The following is a 21,594-nucleotide window of genomic DNA, read 5'->3' as shown; positions in this document are numbered from 1 at the left end:
ATGAAAGACAGGTTATGTTTAAAAAAGTAACATCTTTATGTTTTTTATAATAAACAGAAGATAAGTTAGCAACTTTCCTTATTTTTCTCTTGATCACACTGTTAATGGTAAAAAATGTTCCATCTTGGTGGTCACATATGTAATAATGGCACTATATTGATTTTGAAAGTCGTAATATAATCGCCTATAATGACTCCTGTGCTATTGCTACAACATCTACTGTCTTAGTATAATTCTATATATCTTTAACAAAATATGTAGATATGGCTATCCTACGTAGTAGAATGCTAGCACTTGCCAGAAACTGAGCTTTGCCAGAACTAAGTGTTTTTGCCATAATTAAGTGTAAATTAGCTATTTTTAAAAACCCAGTTGGCAGGAACGTAAAACAGAGCTTTAATATTAATAAATAATAATCATGTTTTGATAGGCTCTATTCTAAAAGAATGACTATAATAATTAGCATGTATAAGCTCATTTATAAACCTTAGGTCAAATAAGCCATATGTCATTTACGGAGGTGATTATGGACGAATATCCACCAAGAAGACATGATGTTGCTGAATTAAAATACTTATGTGAAATTTAATTCATGAGGCGTTTTCTGTCCTGAGTCGCACTGATAATCATTGGATTCACGATTTGGCCTCTGAGAAAAGCTTAAAACTAAACAAGTTGATTGAACACATTGCAGCTTTTGTCTGGAGCTTTAAAATTAAATACTCAGACAACTACATTCTAAGTATCTTAATTGATGACTATCCAGATGAAACATATAATTTGTTTGAAAGTAATAATATAAGTTTTATTGAACTTATAAAATGGCAAAAAACAAATGAAATGAACAGTTAACTAAGATTCTGTTACATGATTTGAATGCTTCTTTAAGCAAAACCTAATAAATATATTTCTAACTATTTTTTATTCCCAAGAAGATAAAGCGACTATGACTAAAACTGACTATCTGATGCGTTTGAGAAAATGCACTTCTATTGAAACACTGGAACGTGTAATTGAAAAAAATAAATACGAGCTTTCGGATGATGAACTTGAGTTGTTCTACTCCGCGGCTGACCACCGTTTAGCTGAACTTACTATGAATAAACTTTATGATAAAATCCCATCATCTGTTTGGAAGTTTGTCCGCTAAGCTGTAGTGTTCAGATAGAAAGTGAATAAGCCGGTAGCTATTATCGGCTAATAACCTGATGATGAATTTGAAACTGGTGAGGGCTCTGCCAGCGACATCCCGGCACACACATCCCTTGCTATGGCTGCTTCTTTCCAGACCTGACCAAGTTAACAAGTTAGTGTTGCGGGAGAACCAACAGAGCCCCCATTGACATTAGCTTCAAATTTCGAAGCGGTGGTCATTATCTTTCAAACATTATGAAATAGCAAGGGAACAGCATTTGAATGCTGATTTATTAATCGTAACGTTGTAAAAACCATCAAAACCAAAATCTTGGCACTGAAAATTTCTACATCTACTACCTGATCTTTCTTCATTCTACTATTTAATGATTTTGCTTAGTGAAATACATTTAGCATTTTTTTACACCTGAAATTCTCTTCAACTTTTCCAAGTTAATAGCCCATAGTAGACGAGAGGGCATAACATACAGCAAACAAATGCAACAATAAATATATTTAATAATATTAATGAATTATTGTTTTATCATATAAATATCACATAATTTCAGTGCCATAACCAAGCCAAATATCCGCTTCCCTATTTTCTATTACTTAAAAGAAAAAATAACCATATAAATCAACACACAAACTGCCAAAACAATACATTCGCATTATTTGATAAGCATTGATAAAATTAACAGTAATAATTCACATCTAAAATAAAAACACAAGGATAATTTCATTTACAATGCCCCCATTTACTTTCGATTAAATAAAAAACTTATTATCCATAATCTTTCGTCTATACTTTTCAAACGCTTTTAAACACTAAAGGCATGTTATGAGCCAAGCATTACAATACTTAATTAACTTGATACACCTAGAAAAAATAGAAGAAGGAATTTACCGAGGACAAAGTGAAGACTTAGGATTTCCTCAGGTTTTCGGCGGACAAGTAATAGGTCAAGCTCTATATGCAGCAAAACAAACCGTCGCGAATGATAGAATGATTCACTCTTTCCATAGCTATTTTCTACGCCCAGGTGATAGCCATAAACCCATTGTATATGATGTTGAAATATTACGTGATGGAAAAAGTTTCAGTGCCCGCCGTGTCAGCGCAATACAAAATGGTCGTCCTATTTTTTATATGACGGCTTCCTTTCAAGGGCATGAAGTAAGTTTTAAACACCAAAATACCATGCCTCTGATCCCCCCTCCCGAAGAGTTAGAGTCCCAAGAGGAAATTGTGAAAAAAATGGCTAACTCACTCTCTACTCAATTAAAAAAAACTTTTTCCGTAGCACCGTTGGAAATGAGGCTTGTTCCCCTTCAAAAGCTACCCAATCATTCATCCCAAGTCCCCGTGCGTTATGTTTGGTTCCGTAGCAATGGAAAAATGCCAGAAGATCCATTCATTCATCATTGTTTGCTGGGCTATGCATCAGATTTCAATTTTCTACCCACAGCATTACAGCCTCATGGTGTAGAAGAGTTTATGGAAAAAAATATGCAAATAGCCACAATTGACCACTCAATGTGGTATCACCGCCCTTTTAGTATGGATGATTGGTTACTTTATTCAATCGAAAGTCCATCAGCATCAGGTGCCCGTGGTTTTGTTCGTGGGTATATCTATAACCGTTCAGGTGTGCTTATCGCTTCTGCTGTTCAGGAGGGAGTAATCCGAAAGCTATAATGAATTGAATCAATACCGTATGCCGTAATAACAGAAATCAGAACAACTCTCTTACTGTTATCCCATTACTGATTTTTTGTTACTAGAATTTTTATTACTGACCTTTCTGTTAATACGGCACGGCACGCCTATTTTCAAACAAGTAAAAATGCTTAGTTATAAGCGCTTTCACCATGTGAAGTAATATCAAGTCCTTCCCTTTCTGCTTCAATACTAATGCGTAACCCAACCAATTTATCCGCGATCTTAAATGAAATATAAGCCGCTATTGATGACCAAGCTATACAGACCAATATACTAATAACCTGAATGCCAAACTGTCTTAGCATTGTCATTCCTTCGGGAAAGCCTGTTCCACCTAAAGTGGATGAAGTAAAAATACTAGTCAACACACAACCAACGATGCCGCATACTCCGTGTATCCCGAAAACATCACAAACATCATCAACACGCAACCATTTCTTCAATATGACCACACCCCATAAGCCTGTAATGCCTGCAATCAGCCCCATTACCAATGCTCCACCAATTCCAACTGTTGCAGCAGCAGGCGTAATGACCACTAAACCAGAAATACATCCGGAACATGCCCCTAAAAGCGAAGGTTTCTGGCGAAACAACCACTCAGAGAAAACCCATGACAATACCGCTCCTGCCGTTGCTACCACCGTATTCACTAGAGCTAATGCTGAGACACCATTCACTGTTCCCGCAGATCCCACATTAAAGCCAAACCAACCAATGTAAAGGATCGCTGTTCCAATAAAAGTCATCGATAAGTCATGAGGTTTAAATGCTTCCCGCCCAAAGCCTGAACGCTTTCCAAGTAAGTAAGCACCAACTAGCCCTGCTACTGCCGCATTGATGTGAACAACAGTCCCACCAGCAAAATCCAAAGCTCCATCCTTAGCAAGCCAACCACCTCCCCACACCATATGGGCCATGGGAATATAGGATGCTGTCAACCACAATGCACTAAAAATCAGCAAGGCTGAAAAACGAACTCTTTCACATAAAGCCCCTACAACCAAAGCAACAGTAATACACGCAAATGCACCTTGGAAAACAACATGAATCAACTGATAAAAACCACCATTTAGATCATTTATAGATATATTTTTCAACATGACCTGATCAAAGCCACCCCAAAAAGAATTACCTATTCCAAAAGTCATGCTATACCCGTAAATAACCCAGAGCACACAAACCAATGAAAAGCTGACAATAACCTGTGACATCAGTGACAAAACATTTTTGCGGCGTAGTAAGCCCCCATAAAACAAGGCAATACCGGGTATAGTCATAAAAAGTACAAGTACCGTATTTATCAACATGAATACCGTATCTGCTTTATCGAGCTTGTTTTCCGTAGCAAAAGCAAATGAAGGAAAACTGGTCGCAATAAACGCCATAGATAAAAATTTTTTATTCATTTTTCATTCCTCCATTTATAGTGCTAAATCATTTATTTCGCCCGTCCTGATCCGGACAACATGCTGTAATTCAAAGAGAAATATTTTTCCATCCCCCATCTTCCCTGTGAAAGCAGTCTGTTGAACAATATGGATAATTTCTTCAACTCGCTCATCACTGGTAGCAATATCAATCTTAACTTTGGGCAAAAAATTAACGTTGTATTCAGCACCCCGATAAAGTTCGGAATGGCCTTTTTGACGTCCAAAGCCCTTTACTTCTGTTATAGTCATACCTTGTATACCTATATCAGCAAGAGCCTCCCGCACTTCTTCCAGCTTAAATGGCTTTATGATGATAGTGATTAACTTCATATATCCCCCGCTTGTTTGCCTCGTTGGCACAAGGGAATAATTGCAAGGGATATGCCAGAAGTTAAAAATGAAATGTAATCAATTTATTATCGAAAAATATTTCTAAAGAAGGGATAAAAAAGGAGCAGAAAACACATCTGCCCCCCATATACATACTAAAATGCACACTAAATGTGCACTGGTTCATTCAAAGTTTCGCCAACTTGCTGGAGTTGGTACATTTGATAATAGCGCCCACGCTTTTCCAGTAGCTGTTGATGCTGCCCTTGTTCAACAATTGCACCACGATGCAGCACTAATATGGAATCAGCCTCGATAACGGTTGAAAGACGATGGGCAATCACCACCAATGTTGTCTGTTTACGGATCATTCCCAGCGCTTTCTGTACTGATTGTTCTGTTCCTGAATCAATATTCGCAGTTGCCTCATCCAAAATAAGAATCTGTGGCGTTTGCACTAAAACTCTAGCCATTGCCAAAAGCTGTTTTTGACCCGCGGACAATGTATTTCCTTGTTCTCCTAAAACGGAATTCAAACCATCTGGTAAATTACGGACAAAGTCAGCTAATTGAACCAATTCCAGCACTTCCCATATTTTCTCATCACTGATATCCCGCCCTAGTGTGATATTGTTGAGGAATGAAGCAGCCAGCACAACAGGATCTTGCTGCACCATTGCCACCCCATTACGCAGGACTGTATGAGAAAGCGAAGACACTGGGCGTCCATCAAGATAAATCTCACCGTCTTGCCACGGATAGTATCCCATAATCAAATTGACCAGAGTGCTTTTCCCACTCCCTGTATGCCCAACCAAAGCCACAAACCCATGTGGAGGAACATGCAGGTTGATATCATTCAAGACAAGTTTGTCACTACGGTAGGCAAAATTTAAGTTTTCAATGTCAATTCTGCCACTCTCTAGCGCTCGCAAATCATCACCATATTGCTGCTGCGGGCTATCCATAAGTTCGAAAACTCGTTCCCCTGAAACCACTGCTTGCTGAAACACTGATTGCTGTGCGGTCAATTCAATCAGTGGTTCATTCAACCGCCCAAGATAGTTAATAAAGGCATACAGTACACCAACACCAATAATCCCAGTGCCTTTGATCCCAAATAATAAAAGTAAACCACACAATATTGCGGCGGAAAAAAAGCTTAATAATGGTCTCAACAAGATGCCATCTAACCTTAAAGCCTGCATGCGAGCCTGATAATGTGCTCGGTTGGTAGCCAACATTTTCTCACCAAAACGAGCTTGCTGACGAAACTGCTGAATCACAGTCATTCCATTAATGGCTTCATTAAAGCCATCATTAATGTCAGCCAGGTAGCCACGAACCCGCCTGACTATTGGGATGCTGAAACGCTGATAAATCACCATTACAAGTAAGACCGCAGGAAATATCATGATCGCAACACATGCCATGCGCCAATTCAAAACAAACATGGCTATCAGCATAGCTCCAATCAGTGCAACACAACGAAACACTGTCGGGATCACATTAACAAACAGATCCTTAATTACCTCAGTATCATTTGTTACACGGGATATCAGTTGTCCAACTGGCTGATTATCAAAAGCACTTAATGGCTGACGTAATGCTGAATTCATTACATCAGTACGAAGCTTCTGCACCACTCCCACAGATGCCTGATTAAAAAATAACGTTTGATAATAGTGTAAAGCAGCAGAAATAAACTGCAAAATCAAGAAGGTTGCGGCAAGCCCACCGACAACATCAAGCGGTAAGTTCCCTGTTGCTACCATATTATCGATAAAATAACTCACAAGCAGAGGTCCACTCACTTCTGCCAGTGCAGCAATCCATAACATCAATACAGCAATTAACATCGGCTTGCGGTAATTTTTACTGTAAGAGAGCAGGCGCTTTAATGATGGCCATAGCTTACGCATATGAATTTTAGTCATTGTCACCATCCAATGCAGCTTCTAGTTGTTGGTAATGATACATATCGGAATACCAACCAAACTGAGCGATAAGCTGCTTATGCTGACCCTGCTGTGCAATCGTACCATGCTGCATAACCAAAATATTATCTGCTTCCGTTAATGCCGACAGTCGGTGCGCACTGATAATAATGGTACGCTGTTGCCGCCATTGGCTGAGATTTTTCATAATCTGGTGTTCTGTGTGCCCATCAACGGCTGACAGAGCATCATCAAGGATTAAAATCTCCGTATCTAACAGCAAAGCCCTGGCAATGGATATACGCTGTTTTTGCCCACCAGAAAGCATCACTCCACGTTCTCCCACTTCCGTTTGATATCCCTGAGGCAGTCGCAAAATATCATCATGTACACTTGCTAGGCGAGCGACCTCTTCTATTTGCTCTTGAGTTGCATCAGGCCGTCCTAACGCAATATTACCTACAACCGTATCCGAAAACAGAAAAGGTGTTTGGTTGACAATAGCTAATCGAGCACGCCATTCTTCCATTCGGAGAGTAGAAATATTTTTTGACTGGAAAAGAATATCTCCATCGGTTACATCAAACTGCCGTTGCAACAAAGCCAATAAAGTACTTTTCCCTGTACCCGTAGGCCCACAAAGCCCCAATAACTGCCCTGGTTCCAACTGGAAGTGGATACCTTCCAAAATAGGCTTATCATTTCTGGGGTAGGTAAATCTGTTGATATTTGCCTGCAAGCTCCCCCGACCTGAAGATAAGGACAGCGCACCGTCTTCGGTTACCAGTGGTTCCTGCAACAAACTACGGATACGTGTATAAGCGGCGCTTCCTCTTTCAACAATGTTAAACATCCATGCCAATGCCAGCATTGGCCAGATCATCAATCCCAGATACATCACAAAACTGGTCAGTTCACCCAGAGTCATGGAACCATTCACCACCATCCAACTGCCTCCTCCTACAGCCAAGAGGTTTGCAACAGCGATAGTAACGAAAATGGTAGGATCAAAACGTGCATCTACACGTGCAACATGCATATTTTTACGCCCAGCATTAATGGCAACTTCTTCAAACTGATTGGATTGCAGCTTCTCCAGTCCAAACGCTTTTATCATACGGATACTAGTCAAACTTTCCTGTGCATGGTTATTCAGGACAGAAAATGCACCTTGCGCAGATTTAAAACGGTGATGAAGCTGATTACCATAATGTTTAATTGCTAAGGCCATAATCGGCATAGGCAACAGTGATAACAATGTTAATTGCCAACTGATCTGCACACTCATTACAATTAGGACAGCACACCCCATGACTAAAGCATCAACTAGAGTCAGTACTCCCTCACCAGCAGCAAAAACAACTCTGTCAACATCATTTGTTGCGCGAGCCATAAGATCGCCTGTTCTATGGCGCAAATAAAACTCAGGATTCTGACTACTCAGACGCAAATAGAAATCACTACGCAATTTAACAGCCAGCCGATAAGAAGCACCGAACAACCATACACGCCAAACATATCGCAGGCCATATATTGCCAAAGCAATAAGCAGCATTATCCCTAGCCACATTAATAGCTGACGGGATGTCATCGTTTTTGAGCTAATGCCATCAACAATAACTCCAACCAAACGGGGAGGAATGAGCTGCAGCACCGCAATCATGATGAGAAAAATAACAGCTCCCAAATAGCGCCGCCATTCACTAATAAAATACCAGCTTAATTGTGAAAATAATCTCACACGCCTATTCCCGAGGTAAAAAATGAAAGAGTTAGCGCCTACCGATCAAAAAGGATCTTTATATTACTGAGTCTGGTATTGGCAGCGCCGTTGTATATTTTATCTTTTCCATTGCAAAGTTAGAGGTGACATCAATCAAACCAGAAACCCCATTAACCATGCGTTTATAGAAACGATCATAACTTTTCATATCAATAACTTCTACATGCAATAGGTAATCATATTCACCAGCCATTCGATAAAATGTTAAGACTTCTGGCATCTCTTTTATAAAAGTGACAAACTGTTCATACCATTCACTGCTGTGTTGCTGAGTTTTAATCATTACTATCACTGTCAGCCCCAAGCCGAGTTTTACCCCATTTAACAATGCAACTTTTCCGACAATATAACCTTCATCCTCAAGTCGTCTGAGGCGTTTCCAGCAAGGTGTCGAAGTCAAATTAACAGCTTCAGCCAGTGCATTCAGTGATAGACTACAGTCCTGTTGAAGCAGTTCCAGTAGCTTACGGTCTATTTTGTCTAGCATATCTAAATCCTATAGAAATATTTCCCAAATATAACGGATAAACGCAGAAAAATAACAATCTATTTCTCTTAATGTAAGGGTAATCTATACGCCATTACGGTATTATTATTCAGGGTCAATTTATGTCATCTTTATGGGCTACAAATGCCATAAAAGCTATTCAAGCTGATTATCAACGCAGTGCTGATACACACCTAATTCGCCTTAATCTCCCAATGTTTCCGGGCATTCATCTCTACCTTAAAGATGAGAGCACTCATCCCACAGGCAGCCTCAAACATCGGCTTGCACGTTCCCTATTCCTTTACGCACTTACTAATGGTTGGATTAAGGAAGGAACCCCTATTATTGAAGCTTCATCCGGAAGTACTGCTGTTTCAGAGGCTTATTTTGCTCGCTTACTTGGTTTACCTTTTATTGCAGTAATGCCCTCCTGCACAGCTAAGCGCAAAATTCAAGAAATTGAGTTCTATGGCGGTAAATGCCATTTTGTAGAACATTCCGCCTTGATTTATCAAGAATCAGAACGTCTGGCAAAAGAGCTTAATGGTCATTATATGGATCAGTTTACCTATGCTGAACGAGCAACTGACTGGCGAGGAAACAATAATATTGCAGAAAGCATTTTCCGTCAGATGCAACTAGAACCCTTTCCTGAGCCAACTTATATTGTTATGAGTGCAGGAACCGGTGGTACATCTGCAACTCTTGGTCGCTATATTCGCTATCAGGGATATAACACCAAACTCATTGTTGTCGATCCTGAAAACTCCGTCTTCTACGATTGCTATCATCAGAACCGCCGTGATATTTGTGGAAGTACAGGCAGCAAAATAGAAGGCATTGGCCGTCCACGCGTAGAACCTTCTTTTATTCCTACAGTTATCAATGAAATGATCCAAGTTCCCGATTCTGCCACTATTGCTACCATTTATTGGCTTGAAAAATTAATTGGCAGAAAAACCGGAGCATCAACCGGAACTAACGTTTGGGGAGTGTTACAACTCGCCAAGCAAATGCACGATAACAACCAACAAGGGGCAATCGTGACATTACTCTGTGATAGTGGAGAGCGCTACCTTGATACTTATTACAACCCAGAGTGGGTTCGCAATAATATCGGTGATGTCACACAGTATCTAACACAACTACCCAAGTTAAACGGTTATGAGTAACATATCTCCTTCAATTTACAGAGGTAGGTATCATGAAACGAGCCGTTGTTGTATTCAGTGGTGGGCAGGATTCCACCACGTGTTTAATTCAGGCACTCCGTCAATATGACGAAGTTCACTGTGTCACCTTTGATTATGGACAGCGTCACCGTGCTGAAATTGATGTAGCTTGTCATATAAGCAAAGAATTGGGAGCCGCTGCCCACAAAGTACTTGATGTTACTTTATTGAATGAGCTCGCAATCAGCAGCTTGACAAGAGACAATATTCCCGTACCTGATTTCAGTGAAAGTGAAAAAAGTGGCCTCCCGAGTACATTTGTGCCTGGCCGTAATATTTTATTTTTAACTCTGGCGGCAATTTATGCCTATCAGGTTGAAGCTGAAGCCGTCATTACTGGCGTTTGTGAAACTGATTTTTCGGGATACCCTGATTGCCGTGATGAGTTTGTCAAAGCCCTCAACAAAGCAGTCAGCCTTGGTATTGCTCGCGATATTCGTTTCGAAACTCCTCTAATGTGGTTAAACAAAGCGGAAACTTGGGCATTGGCAGAGTATTACCAAAAATTGGATTTTGTCCGCAATCAAACCCTCACTTGCTATAATGGCATTCAGGGTGATGGATGTAGCGAATGTGCTGCCTGCCACCTCAGGGCTAAAGGATTAAATCATTATTTAAGCAATGCCCAGACCGTTATGTTAGAAATGAAATCCAAAACACATCTAAGTTAGTCACACCGTTTTATCTAATTCACATTATCTGTGAGAGGTTCGTCGAACCTCTCATTTCATCGCTATTATTTCATTTATTACTTACTTCACTGCTTGCTAACTAGATTTGTTCCTTTGCCATATTACACGACAACTTCAATACTATTTTGTTAAAAAACACCATTCTGTTAAAAAATGGCTTAAAGAATATCCAGTATGATTATTCTGTGTAGCTCTTAATAAGCTTCCATTCTTTTACGCAATTCACCTTCTAAAACCAGTGCCTTTTGAGTTTTCAAATCAATACAGACAAATGTAGTTAAAGCATCAGCAATCACTTGGTTATCGCTCCTACGTACAATTTCCTGAAAAAATGTGCCGCTTTTATTACGCAATTCCTGCATAGAAGATTTCACTTCTAGTTCATCTGTAATTACAGCAGGATGACGATAATTAATATTGATATTCACCACAACAAAACCAATATTTTTATGATTTAACCATTCCAGCGTGTCATCTTCAGTAAGTAAATCCCAGCGGGCAGCTTCCAGAAACTCTAAATAGCGGGCATTGTTCACATGCTGGAAAAGATCAATATGATAACCCCTAACTTTGATAATCGTACTCATTGCTATTTTTTCCTTTAAACTCATCCGACCAGACAAGGTGTAACAATAGCAAAACAATTTAATTACAATAGTGTTTGATGAATTATTCTTGACCAATGTCACAGCCCTCTTGATAAAATTCCTTTGAATACACAAGAGGGCCTAACACTTAATAAGTTAATTTATCTCGATTTTTTTCTATAAAAATAGGACCAATGCCTTGAACTTCTTGCAATTGTTCTATAGCTGTAAAAGGACCATATTTTTCACGATATTCAATAATCGCCTGCGCTTTTTTAGCGCCAATACCATTGAGCTCTTTAGCCAACTCTTCTGCATTTGCAGTATTGACATTAAGAACTCCTTTTCCCTGTATTTGCTGACTTGAAACTTGTTCTCCTCCCTCTTTCATCTCACTGCTCTCAATAGTGATTTTATGCTGACCAATAGGTTGTTTCACCATTTTATCAGTAGATTCATTTACTGTAGCGGCATGAGATAATGGCGTACTAATACACAATGCCATAATGAATGAATTGAATAATATCCTTAAATATTTCATGTAAATCCCTCTATATTTTGTTGGTGAGCGAAAGATTGCCACAACAATATTTCTGGACAACAGGCAGGTTTCAAATATGCGAAAGGCCACGAAAGTGGCCTTTTTCAATTACGATTTTGCACAAACAGATGCGAGTAACTTCGCAATTTTATTCAATTTGACCGAACTTAATATCCGCCTCACTACGTAAGTTCATTATTAGTGACTCCAGCATGCTTGCGCCAGTCTGATACTGATAACCCATCATATATTGTTTGAGCTGCTCATCTGTAATAGAACCCGGAACCACTTTATCCAATTGGATAAGCACAGCGTTACCAAGCTCGTCTTGAGCTAACCCATATACAGGCTTACCTTCTTTAGGATGCGGTAAAGTGAATGCCACATCGGTAGCTTGGTTGGTTTGTGACTGATTTTTTATCACAGTAGGTTGTGCGAACTGAATTCCTGCGGTTTTCAATGCTTGCTCGCCTTTACCTTCTTTCAGAGCAGCCAGTAGTTTTTCACTTTCAACCTGAAGTTGTTTTTCCGCTTTTTGGCGTTTCACCAATTCAGCTACCTCAGATTTAGCCTGTTCAAACGGCTGGACTGTTTCAGCTTTAAAATCGTCAACACGCACTATAAAGGCTCTGTCGCCTTCCACTGAAATGACATCAGAGTTAATTCCTGTCGCTCCTTTATCATCAATCAAATTGCCAGAGAAAATGGCCTGAACAACTTGGCTGAAATTAATGTCAGCGGGAACATTCTCACGATCAAACCAGTCAGTGGTCACGACCTGATAACCTGCCGCTTTTTCTGCTACTGCCAAAGATTCATTATCATTAGCGGCGGCATCACTCACTTTTCTCTGTAATGCATAGAACGCATCAACTGCTTTTTCCTGTTTGACAATTTTTTCTATTTCAGGACGTATATCCACCAATGGTTTAACTTCCTGAGGTTTAATATCATCCAAACGGAAGATTGCATATCCATTAGATAATTTGATCACATCCGAAAGCTGCCCTTTCTGTGTCAAATTTGCTGATTTAAGCTCATTAGGTAAGGAGTTTTCTTCCATCCAACCAAGATCACCACCTTTTTGCGCAGAAAATTTGTCTGTCGATTTTTCTGATGCCAATTGACTAAAATCAGCCCCTTTCTTTAACTCATCCAAAATCGATTTAGCAGCAGAATCTGAAGCCAGTTGAATAAAGCTATACTTCTTCTGTTCAAGCTTTGTGTATTGCGACAAATTGTCTTTATAGTACTTTTCAATATCAGTGTCAGATACAGTTACGTTCTTCAGCTCATTGGCAGCATCCATTTTGATGTAACTGACTTTAACTTTTTCTGGCACAGTGAAATGCTTACTATTTGCATCATAGTAATTTTTCAGCTCTTCATCCGTCACAGTTTGCTTTGCTTCAATTGATTTCAACTCAAGGGTAGCAAAATGTACTGTTCTTTCTTGAAAAAGTAGTGCTGCTTCCTGTTTTATTTCTGTCGGTAATGCAATTTCTGCACCGATAAGGACTTGCTCCAATTGACGATTAATCAGCTCCTGACGAATCTGTTCCGCAAAACTATCAGGGCTGATGTTTGAACGGGCAAGCAAGTTTAAATAATCCTGATATTTGTTGTTGTCAAATTTACCATCAATTTGGAGAAACGGTAGATTACGTATCTCCTGTGCAACCTGCTCATCACTTGCTGATAAACCCAGCTTATGGACATATTGCTCAATCAAAGTAGCATTAATGAGTTTCTCCAATGAATGGCGACGAAGCTGCTGTAGCCTCTGTTCATCGCTTAACAAAGTTGAGAACTTATCTCCCAGCTTCTCCTGCTGAGCATTTTTTTCTTGTAAAAATGCCTGCTCCAGCTGAGCACGACTAATGGTTTGGCCATTCACTTTGGCAGCATAACTACCACTTTCACTTGACAGGTAACCTGTTACACCAGTCAACAAAAAAGTCAGGATAATTAGAGCCAACACAATTTTGAGCACAGGACCGTTCGCCGCCGTGCGTAGGTTGTCCATCATAAAGACGTAAAACTCCGCTTTAGTGAAAAAGAAACTGTCATATTACGCTAATTCAAACGCTAAGAGAAAAAAAGCGCACCAATCAATTGATGCGCTTATATTCTAGACTATCAACACGGCCTAGTCAGTTGAAGTTTACCGCGATAACAAAAAACCAGAGCCTGTTTTCTGCTCATTAACTATTAACAGCATCTTTTAAACTCTTTCCAGATCGGAAAGAAGGTACTTTTGCTGCTGCAATCTCAATTTCCTTGCCTGTCTGAGGGTTGCGTCCTGTACGTGCAGCGCGTTCACGCACAGTAAATGTACCGAACCCCACTAAAGCGACATCATCACCGTCTTTCAATGCACCAGATACTGAAGAAATGAATGCATCTACTACACGTCCTGCTGCTGCTTTAGAAATGTTTACATCAGCAGCAATTTTATCGATCAGTTGTGATTTATTCACTCTTATCATCCCCATTTTAGTTTTACTATAGTAACGAAAACCGATTTATAACAGATAACACAGCTGTTATGCCGTCATATTAATCCTTTCCAGTATTAGCAAGAAATCATCGAACAGCAAAATATTTAATCAGATAATCAGATAATCAGATAATCAGATAATCAGATAATCAGACTAATCTAACTTAGTGACACAAAAAAAGGCTGGCAAGTCTGAATTTACTCACCAACCTATATTTTATATATAGTTCTTGAGTTAGCCCACTATTTTTGTACTACTTTAGTGATACTACTTCTGCACCAAATACTGATTCTTGCAAAGCGATAGATAAAACATCTTCTATACGCTTAACCGGATGGATCTCCAAATCTTGGATCACATTCTGTGGGATTTCTTCCAAATCTCGCTTATTATCATCTGGGATCACTACCGTTTTAATTCCCCCACGATGCGCCGCCAGTAGTTTCTCTTTTAGGCCACCGATTGGCAAAACTAAACCACGCAGAGTAATTTCCCCCGTCATGGCTACATCAGCACGAACTGGATTACCCGTCAGGCAAGAAACCAATGCCGTGCACATTCCAATCCCCGCACTTGGGCCATCTTTTGGTGTCGCACCTTCCGGTACATGGACATGAATATCACGTTTTTCATGGAAATCAGAACTGATCCCCAGCTTATCAGCACGAGCCCGAACAACAGTTAATGCCGCTTGGATAGATTCCTGCATCACTTCACCCAATGAACCGGTATAAGTTAACTTACCTTTACCCGGTACACTGGCTGTTTCAATCGTCAGCAAATCACCACCGACTTCTGTCCACGCCAGACCTGTTACTTGACCAACTCGATTTTCTGTATCAGCACGACCATAATCCACTCGCTGCACACCCAGATAATCTTTCAAATTTTCCGCGTTGATTTCGATGTGCTTAAGTTTCTTATCCATCAATAATGCTTTGACTGCTTTACGACACAATTTAGAGATTTCACGTTCCAAACTACGAACGCCAGCCTCACGAGTGTAGTAACGGATAATGCCAATAATTGCGCCATCATCTATAGTCAATTCGCCTTTTTTCAAAGCGTTACGCTCAATCTGTTTTGGTAACAAATGACGTTTGGCAATATTTAATTTCTCATCTTCGGTATAACCCGATAGACGAATGACTTCCATACGATCCAGCAATGGAGCCGGGATATTCATAGAGTTAGATGTTGCCACGAACATGACATCGGAGAGATCATAATCAACTTCAAGATAATGATCGTTAAATGCCACGTTTTGTTCAGGATCAAGTACTTCCAACAACGCTGAAGCTGGATCGCCACGCATGTCGGATGACATTTTGTCAATTTCATCCAATAAGAACAGTGGATTTTTAACCCCTATTTTGGACATTTTCTGGATTAATTTGCCCGGCATCGAGCCAATATAGGTGCGGCGATGCCCACGGATTTCCGCTTCATCACGTACTCCACCTAATGCCATACGCACATATTTACGCCCAGTTGCGCGTGCGATAGAGCGACCTAATGAGGTTTTACCTACTCCAGGAGGCCCTACCAGACAGAGTATTGGCCCCTTGATCTTGCTAACACGGCTCTGTACCGCGAGATATTCAAGAATACGCTCTTTGACGCGTTCCAAACCATAATGGTCTATATCCAGCACTTCCTGAGCTTTTACTAAATCTTTTTTTACCTTGCTACGTGAAACCCAAGGAACTTGCACCATCCAATCAATATAACTACGAACAACCGTTGCTTCAGCTGACATAGGAGACATCATTTTTAATTTCTGCAACTCAGCTTCGGCTTTTTCACGTGCCTCTTTCGGCATTTTCGCGTCTTCGATCTTGCGTCTTAGCGTCTCATGTTCATCAGGCGCATCATCCATCTCACCCAATTCTTTCTGGATCGCTTTCATTTGCTCATTCAGGTAATACTCGCGCTGGCTTTTTTCCATCTGTTTTTTAACGCGATTACGGATACGTTTTTCTACCTGTAGCAGATCGATTTCTGATTCCATCATTGCAATCAGATATTCAATGCGCTCAATAATATCAGACATTTCTAAAACTGCCTGCTTATCATTGATTTTCAAAGGCATATGTGCAGCGATGGTATCTGCCAACTTTGCCGCATCTTCAATACTGTGCAACGATGTCAATACTTCTGGTGGGATCTTTTTATTCAGTTTGACATAGCCTTCAAACTGATTAATAGCTGTTCTTACCAGAACTTCTTGCTCACGTTCATCAACTTCAGGGGATTCAAGATATTCAACTTGCGCATAAAAATATTCGCCATTATCCGTCAACGTGGTAATACGGGCACGCTGCAAACCTTCAACCAGAACTTTTACTGTACCATCCGGCAATTTTAGCATCTGTAAAACAGAAGCTACTGTACCTACGGAGAAAAGATCATTGACTCCCGGCTCATCAGTAGATGCTTCTTTTTGCGCGACCAACATGACTTGTTTGTCATGCTCCATTGCTGCTTCTAGGCAATGAATCGACTTCTCACGCCCAACAAACAGAGGGATCACCATATGTGGGTAAACCACTACATCGCGCAAAGGCAATACAGGGATTTCTATGCGTTCGGAACGCTCAGGATTCATAGAGCTCTCTCTTCGTTTAGCTTTCGCCAGTTTTTAGGAATCTCGTGAAACACGGTTTTCACGAGTTTCACTTCAAAGAATACAAAATATATGGGGACAGGAATCTGACATTCAATAGCCTATACCTGCAAAAAACAAAATGAGGGAGAATCCCTCATTTTGTTTTTTCAATGCATATTGATAATCAGCACTTCCTACCCTATTTTCCTCACTCACCAGAAACTTGGGCATCCGGCTTGCTATATATCAATAATGGTGCGGAACTATCTTCAACAACCGTTTTATCAACGACAACTTTCTCTACGTGTTCCATTGATGGCAGGTCGTACATTGTATCCAGCAGGACTCCTTCAACAATTGAACGAAGACCACGGGCACCAGTTTTACGCGCCATTGCTTTTTTCGCTATAGCAGTCAATGCTTCTTTTCTGAACTCAAGTTCAACACCCTCAAGATTAAACAGGGCCTGATACTGTTTGGTCAGCGCATTTTTCGGTTCCTGTAGAATTTGAATCAGTGCTTCTTCATTGAGTTCAGTCAGCGATGCCACGACTGGAAGACGACCAATAAATTCAGGAATTAACCCAAATTTGATCAAATCTTCCGGTTCAACCTGAGCCAGCAATTCACCTTCTGTTGCTTTCTCCGATTCGCCTTTAACTGTAGCACTAAAACCAATACCTGAACTGACATTCAAACGCTGGCTAACAACTTTGTCCAAACCTGCGAACGCTCCCCCACAAATAAACAGGATCTTGGAAGTATCAACTTGCAAAAATTCCTGTTGTGGATGTTTACGACCACCTTGAGGTGGAACTGCAGCCACAGTACCTTCAACCAGTTTCAACAGAGCCTGCTGAACACCTTCTCCCGATACATCACGAGTAATTGAAGGGTTATCAGACTTACGGGAAATTTTATCTATTTCATCAATATATACGATACCACGTTGTGCTTTCTGCACATCGTAATCACATTTTTGCAGAAGTTTCTGAATAATATTTTCTACGTCTTCCCCAACATAACCTGCTTCGGTCAATGTCGTGGCATCAGCCATAGTAAACGGAACATCTAAATAGCGAGCCAATGTCTCTGCTAACAACGTCTTACCGCTACCTGTCGGGCCAACCAACAGAATATTACTTTTACCAAGTTCCACACCGTTACTGGAGTCACCATTACGTAGTCTCTTGTAATGGTTATAGACAGCAACTGCTAACACCTTTTTCGCTGCTTCCTGACCAATGACGTAATCATCCAGATGCTGGCGAATTTCATGAGGAGTAGGCAATGCGCTACGCTCACGATGTGGTACTACCTCTTTAATTTCTTCGCGAATGATATCATTACAGTAACCGATACAATCATCGCAGATATACACTGACGGGCCGGCTATTAATTTCCGTACTTCATGTTGGCTTTTCCCGCAGAAAGAGCAATACAGCAGCTTTCCTGAACCGTCTTTGCGCTTATCTGTCATCAGTCAACCTCACTTTATGAGCTGTTATCCCGTTTATCCGGCATAACAGAAAAAACGCTGTTATTACTCCGTCTGGTTTTTGGCGTCAACGTCAAGAAACGCTAGTATCGGAGTAATAAAGTAATTATTAATAATTAGTTGCGCTGGGTGAATACACTATCAACCAGTCCGTATCCTACGGCCTCCTCGGCTGACAAGAAACGATCACGTTCTGTATCCTCAACAATCTTCTCAAGTGATTGCCCGGTATGCTTCGCCATCAATTCGTTCATACGAGCTTTAACTTTGAGTATTTCCTGCGCATGGATTTCAATGTCAGTCGCCTGCCCTTGGAAACCACCTAATGGCTGGTGAATCATAACTCTGGAATTTGGTAGACAGAAACGCTTACCTTTTGCTCCAGCGGTCAGCAGGAATGCCCCCATTGAACAAGCCTGCCCCATACAAATAGTACTCACATCTGGTTTGATAAACTGCATCGTGTCATAAATAGACATGCCCGCCGTAATAACCCCACCCGGTGAGTTGATATATAAATGAATATCTTTTTCTGGATTTTCTGCTTCCAAGAATAACATTTGGGCAACAATCAAGTTCGCCATATGATCTTCAACAGGCCCAGTCATAAAAATAATACGATCTTTTAATAAGCGGGAGTAGATATCAAATGCACGTTCTCCACGCGCCGTTTGTTCAACCACCATCGGCACCAAAGACATGTTAGGTGCATCTTTATCTTGCTTGCCACTGTATGACATTTCCGTCTCCTAATAGAACTCACGCTGGTGCCATTCATAACTGATTCTACTCGAGATAAGCAATGATGACTATGATCCAAAGTTAACTAACAAGGGGATTTTCCCCCTCTAAAAAGTAGTAAGCTCTTACATAATAGTAAGAAAGGATATGAGGTTAAATCTGTTTTTTTCAAGGACAATAAAAAACCCGCAAGCATAGCCTGCGGGTTTACTTTATTGAGAGCGAGATTTTATCATCTCAGGCAATCAATAAATGAAACTTATGCCATTTGATTTTGGTTCATAAGATCATTGAAGCCAGTTTCTTTTTCAGAAACTTTCGCTTTGCTCAAAACAAGTTCCACAGCCTGCTCTTCTAAAGCAATGTTGCGAATATTGTTCATCATTTCTTTGTTTTTGCTGTAGTAATCAACAACTTCTTTTGGATCTTCGTAAGCAGCTGCCATCTCTTCGATCAACGCGATAACGCGCTCTTCTTCGACTTTCAGCTCATTGCTGCTGATAACTTCGCCTAACAACAAACCAACAACAACGCGGCGTTTAGCCTGCTCTTCAAACAGTTCACGTGGCAGTTCCAGAGCTTGTTGTTCGTTGCCACCAAAACGCTGAGCAGCCTGACGACGCAGTACATCGATTTCACCATCAACAACTGTCGCAGGAACTTCAACTTCGTTAGCCTTAACCAAACCATCAAGAACCTGAGTTTTGATGTTATTACGAACAGTATTTTTCAGTTCACGTTCCATATTCTTGCGAACTTCAGCACGCAGACCTTCAACAGTACCGTCAGCAATACCAAAACGCTTGATGAACTCTTCAGTTAACTCTGGCAGTTCACGCTGTTCAATTTTTTTCAGATTGATCACGAACTTCGCAGCTTTACCTTTCAGATTTTCTGCATGGTAATCTTCAGGGAATGTCACATCAATGGTAAACTCTTCACCAGCTTTGTGGCCAACGACACCGTCTTCAAAACCTGGGATCATACGACCCTGACCCATTGCCAGAACGAAATCAGTTGATTTACCGCCTTCGAACTCTTCACCATCAATAGAACCAATGAAATCAACAGTTACGCGATCTTCAGCAGTGGCTGCTTCATCAGTTTCTTTCCAATTTGCCTGCTGCTTACGCAAAGTGTCCAGCATGTTGTCAACGTCTGCATCTTTAACTTCAACAACAGGTTTTTCAACTTCGATTTCTTCCAGACCTTTCAGTTCAATTTCTGGATAAACTTCAAATTCAACTGCATAAGTGAAGTCTTCACCTTCTTTAAACTGTTCAGGTTTGTAGCTTGGTGCGCCTGCTGGATTGATTTTCTGCTCAATGATCGCATTGATGAAATTGCGCTGCATCAAATCACCCAGAACATCCTGAAGAACAGAAGCGCCATAACGCTGCTGAACGATCTTCATTGGCACTTTTCCCTTACGGAAGCCGTCGATACGGGCTTTCTTTGCTACATTAACCAGTTCACTGTTAACTGCTTTTTCGATATCGGCAGCAGGAACGGTGATTGACACACGACGCCCAAGGCCTTGAGTGGTTTCAACAGAAACTTGCATCTTGTTACCTCAAAAAAATCATAGTGCTCGGTCAACTTCAGAATGGCTGCAATGCTTAAAAACAAGCTAATTGCAGCACTCTTTAAGAACCGGGGCGGTCGCATTTAAAAACCGAGAATCCCTGTGATCAGAAGCGTCCCGAAACCATTCTAAAAATTTAGACGGAACATTATAGCGACGCAGACAGTATGAGTCGAGAATTGCAGACAAAAGCATGCATGATTCGTCGACATATGCAATAAACGTTGCTCAATGATTACATCACTTTATTGTTTATGCACTTGCTACATAAACAAAAATACAGCCCGAAGGCTGTTTTCAAAATTAAAGCTAGATTAATAAAATAAAGACAAACAATCTATTAGATTATCCCGAAAAATCATAAGATTGACGTCGTTGCACTCCCACCGCGACACTCCGGAGAAGCCAGAACGGTATCTCCCAGTTCTGCCCATTCCTTTTCCGTATAAGTATGAAGCGCCAATGCATGCACTCCTTCCTCTAGTTCTTTAGCCAAGGCACTATATATTGAGCGGTGGCGATTAAGCATTCTTTGTTCAACAAAATCATTGCTTACCACAATGATTTTAAAATGGCTTTCAGAACCCGCTGGCACATTGTGACGATAACTTTCATCGATCACTTCCAGATGAGAAGGCTTAAATGCCGCCTGTAATTTTGCTTCTATTTCTTGACGAACCATCTCATTCTCCTAAATCACCAAAGATTACTTATCAACCAAGTAATTGATTCTATTTTATTTCCCATGATTTATAACATCGGGATAACCAAATCCCTTT

At 40.5% G+C, this 21,594-nt stretch carries 18 protein-coding genes, 1 other RNA gene and 1 pseudogene; 5 read left to right on the top strand and 15 right to left on the bottom strand.

Annotation, left to right across the window (positions count from 1 at the left end):
- Positions 1-526: 526 nt before the first annotated feature.
- Both tomB and hha read left to right on the top strand, forming a co-directional pair.
- Positions 527-899: pseudogene (gene tomB / locus PSI23_RS00605) on the top strand (Hha toxicity modulator TomB).
- Between the two features lie 47 nt (positions 900-946).
- Positions 947-1,150 carry a hemolysin expression-modulating protein Hha gene (gene hha / locus PSI23_RS00600; RefSeq protein ID WP_010845060.1) on the top strand — a complete coding sequence of 68 codons (204 nt, stop codon included), beginning with the start codon at positions 947-949 and terminating at the stop codon, positions 1,148-1,150.
- 83 nt (positions 1,151-1,233) lie between these two features.
- Here the strand turns inward: hha and ffs are convergent.
- An RNA gene (ffs, locus tag PSI23_RS00595) (signal recognition particle sRNA small type) lies at positions 1,234-1,330 on the bottom strand.
- A gap of 645 nt (positions 1,331-1,975) precedes the next feature.
- Between ffs and tesB the strand changes: the two genes are divergently transcribed.
- The gene (gene tesB / locus PSI23_RS00590; RefSeq protein WP_273553236.1) at positions 1,976-2,833 is read left to right on the top strand and encodes an acyl-CoA thioesterase II; all 858 of its coding nucleotides are present in this window, start codon (positions 1,976-1,978) and stop codon (positions 2,831-2,833) included.
- 152 nt (positions 2,834-2,985) lie between these two features.
- On the opposite strand, the gene amtB is transcribed toward tesB, so the two are convergent.
- The 5 genes from amtB to PSI23_RS00565 form a co-directional block, all read right to left on the bottom strand.
- Positions 2,986-4,266 carry an ammonium transporter AmtB gene (gene amtB / locus PSI23_RS00585; protein WP_373567253.1) on the bottom strand — a complete coding sequence of 427 codons (1,281 nt, stop codon included), beginning with the start codon at positions 4,264-4,266 and terminating at the stop codon, positions 2,986-2,988.
- A gap of 15 nt (positions 4,267-4,281) precedes the next feature.
- Positions 4,282-4,620, bottom strand: a complete 339-nt coding sequence (gene glnK, locus PSI23_RS00580) for a P-II family nitrogen regulator (protein WP_273553235.1) — start codon at positions 4,618-4,620, stop codon at positions 4,282-4,284.
- Positions 4,621-4,787: 167 nt separating this feature from the next.
- Positions 4,788-6,557: a SmdB family multidrug efflux ABC transporter permease/ATP-binding protein gene (locus tag PSI23_RS00575; protein WP_273553234.1), complete on the bottom strand. Its 1,770-nt coding sequence runs from the start codon at positions 6,555-6,557 to the stop codon at positions 4,788-4,790.
- Complete coding sequence (locus tag PSI23_RS00570; RefSeq protein WP_273553233.1) at positions 6,550-8,298, bottom strand: SmdA family multidrug ABC transporter permease/ATP-binding protein; 1,749 nt, start codon at positions 8,296-8,298, stop codon at positions 6,550-6,552. Before PSI23_RS00570 ends, PSI23_RS00575 begins: the two co-directional genes overlap by 8 nt.
- A 58-nt stretch (positions 8,299-8,356) precedes the next feature.
- Positions 8,357-8,827: an Lrp/AsnC family transcriptional regulator gene (locus PSI23_RS00565; protein WP_273553232.1), complete on the bottom strand. Its 471-nt coding sequence runs from the start codon at positions 8,825-8,827 to the stop codon at positions 8,357-8,359.
- Between the two features lie 122 nt (positions 8,828-8,949).
- Here PSI23_RS00565 and PSI23_RS00560 point away from each other — a divergent pair, with 122 nt between their 5' ends.
- Together PSI23_RS00560 and queC are read left to right on the top strand one after the other, a co-directional pair.
- Positions 8,950-10,002 carry a PLP-dependent cysteine synthase family protein gene (locus tag PSI23_RS00560; RefSeq protein ID WP_273553231.1) on the top strand — a complete coding sequence of 351 codons (1,053 nt, stop codon included), beginning with the start codon at positions 8,950-8,952 and terminating at the stop codon, positions 10,000-10,002.
- Positions 10,003-10,034: 32 nt separating this feature from the next.
- Complete coding sequence (queC, locus tag PSI23_RS00555; RefSeq protein ID WP_273553230.1) at positions 10,035-10,733, top strand: 7-cyano-7-deazaguanine synthase QueC; 699 nt, start codon at positions 10,035-10,037, stop codon at positions 10,731-10,733.
- A gap of 215 nt (positions 10,734-10,948) precedes the next feature.
- Here queC and PSI23_RS00550 read toward each other — a convergent pair whose 3' ends face one another.
- The 9 genes from PSI23_RS00550 to bolA all read right to left on the bottom strand — a co-directional run bounded on the left by PSI23_RS00550 (position 10,949) and on the right by bolA (position 21,497).
- On the bottom strand, positions 10,949-11,341 hold the full coding sequence (locus tag PSI23_RS00550; protein WP_273553229.1) for an acyl-CoA thioesterase: 393 nt from the start codon (positions 11,339-11,341) through the stop codon (positions 10,949-10,951).
- Between the two features lie 148 nt (positions 11,342-11,489).
- Positions 11,490-11,882, bottom strand: coding sequence for a ComEA family DNA-binding protein (locus tag PSI23_RS00545; protein ID WP_273553228.1), 393 nt, complete (start codon positions 11,880-11,882; stop codon positions 11,490-11,492).
- 148 nt (positions 11,883-12,030) lie between these two features.
- Complete coding sequence (ppiD, locus tag PSI23_RS00540; RefSeq protein WP_273553227.1) at positions 12,031-13,911, bottom strand: peptidylprolyl isomerase; 1,881 nt, start codon at positions 13,909-13,911, stop codon at positions 12,031-12,033.
- 175 nt (positions 13,912-14,086) lie between these two features.
- On the bottom strand, positions 14,087-14,362 hold the full coding sequence (gene hupB / locus PSI23_RS00535) for a nucleoid-associated protein HU-beta (RefSeq protein ID WP_444876142.1): 276 nt from the start codon (positions 14,360-14,362) through the stop codon (positions 14,087-14,089).
- A 274-nt stretch (positions 14,363-14,636) separates the two neighbouring features.
- Positions 14,637-16,991: an endopeptidase La gene (gene lon, locus PSI23_RS00530; RefSeq protein ID WP_273553226.1), complete on the bottom strand. Its 2,355-nt coding sequence runs from the start codon at positions 16,989-16,991 to the stop codon at positions 14,637-14,639.
- Between the two features lie 208 nt (positions 16,992-17,199).
- On the bottom strand, positions 17,200-18,471 hold the full coding sequence (clpX, locus tag PSI23_RS00525; RefSeq protein WP_273553225.1) for an ATP-dependent protease ATP-binding subunit ClpX: 1,272 nt from the start codon (positions 18,469-18,471) through the stop codon (positions 17,200-17,202).
- A gap of 134 nt (positions 18,472-18,605) precedes the next feature.
- A complete protein-coding gene (gene clpP / locus PSI23_RS00520; RefSeq protein ID WP_273553224.1) occupies positions 18,606-19,229 on the bottom strand; it encodes an ATP-dependent Clp endopeptidase proteolytic subunit ClpP in 624 nt (207 codons plus the stop codon).
- A gap of 260 nt (positions 19,230-19,489) precedes the next feature.
- Positions 19,490-20,794 carry a trigger factor gene (tig, locus tag PSI23_RS00515; protein ID WP_273553223.1) on the bottom strand — a complete coding sequence of 435 codons (1,305 nt, stop codon included), beginning with the start codon at positions 20,792-20,794 and terminating at the stop codon, positions 19,490-19,492.
- Between the two features lie 379 nt (positions 20,795-21,173).
- Positions 21,174-21,497, bottom strand: a complete 324-nt coding sequence (bolA, locus tag PSI23_RS00510) for a transcriptional regulator BolA (protein ID WP_273553222.1) — start codon at positions 21,495-21,497, stop codon at positions 21,174-21,176.
- Positions 21,498-21,594: the final 97 nt, after the last annotated feature.

The sequence above is a fragment of the Xenorhabdus yunnanensis genome, from assembly GCF_028598805.1.
Taxonomy (GTDB): Bacteria; Pseudomonadota; Gammaproteobacteria; order Enterobacterales; family Enterobacteriaceae; genus Xenorhabdus; species Xenorhabdus yunnanensis.
This window is presented reverse-complemented; position numbering and strand designations above follow the sequence as displayed.

Excerpts from the sequence above, each read along its gene's own strand:
- queC (WP_273553230.1), top strand. The coding sequence starts at position 10,035 with ATGAAACGAGCCGTTGTTGTATTCAGTGGTGGGCAGGATTCCACCACG.
- PSI23_RS00550 (WP_273553229.1), bottom strand. The coding sequence starts at position 11,341 with ATGAGTACGATTATCAAAGTTAGGGGTTATCATATTGATCTTTTCCAG.
- tig (WP_273553223.1), bottom strand. The coding sequence starts at position 20,794 with ATGCAAGTTTCTGTTGAAACCACTCAAGGCCTTGGGCGTCGTGTGTCA.
- clpX (WP_273553225.1), bottom strand. The coding sequence starts at position 18,471 with ATGACAGATAAGCGCAAAGACGGTTCAGGAAAGCTGCTGTATTGCTCT.
- PSI23_RS00545 (WP_273553228.1), bottom strand. The coding sequence starts at position 11,882 with ATGAAATATTTAAGGATATTATTCAATTCATTCATTATGGCATTGTGT.
- amtB (WP_373567253.1), bottom strand. The coding sequence starts at position 4,266 with ATGAATAAAAAATTTTTATCTATGGCGTTTATTGCGACCAGTTTTCCT.
- bolA (WP_273553222.1), bottom strand. The coding sequence starts at position 21,497 with ATGGTTCGTCAAGAAATAGAAGCAAAATTACAGGCGGCATTTAAGCCT.
- PSI23_RS00565 (WP_273553232.1), bottom strand. The coding sequence starts at position 8,827 with ATGCTAGACAAAATAGACCGTAAGCTACTGGAACTGCTTCAACAGGAC.
- ppiD (WP_273553227.1), bottom strand. The coding sequence starts at position 13,911 with ATGATGGACAACCTACGCACGGCGGCGAACGGTCCTGTGCTCAAAATT.
- hha (WP_010845060.1), top strand. The coding sequence starts at position 947 with ATGACTAAAACTGACTATCTGATGCGTTTGAGAAAATGCACTTCTATT.
- clpP (WP_273553224.1), bottom strand. The coding sequence starts at position 19,229 with ATGTCATACAGTGGCAAGCAAGATAAAGATGCACCTAACATGTCTTTG.
- glnK (WP_273553235.1), bottom strand. The coding sequence starts at position 4,620 with ATGAAGTTAATCACTATCATCATAAAGCCATTTAAGCTGGAAGAAGTG.
- lon (WP_273553226.1), bottom strand. The coding sequence starts at position 16,991 with ATGAATCCTGAGCGTTCCGAACGCATAGAAATCCCTGTATTGCCTTTG.
- PSI23_RS00560 (WP_273553231.1), top strand. The coding sequence starts at position 8,950 with ATGTCATCTTTATGGGCTACAAATGCCATAAAAGCTATTCAAGCTGAT.
- tesB (WP_273553236.1), top strand. The coding sequence starts at position 1,976 with ATGAGCCAAGCATTACAATACTTAATTAACTTGATACACCTAGAAAAA.
- PSI23_RS00575 (WP_273553234.1), bottom strand. The coding sequence starts at position 6,557 with ATGACTAAAATTCATATGCGTAAGCTATGGCCATCATTAAAGCGCCTG.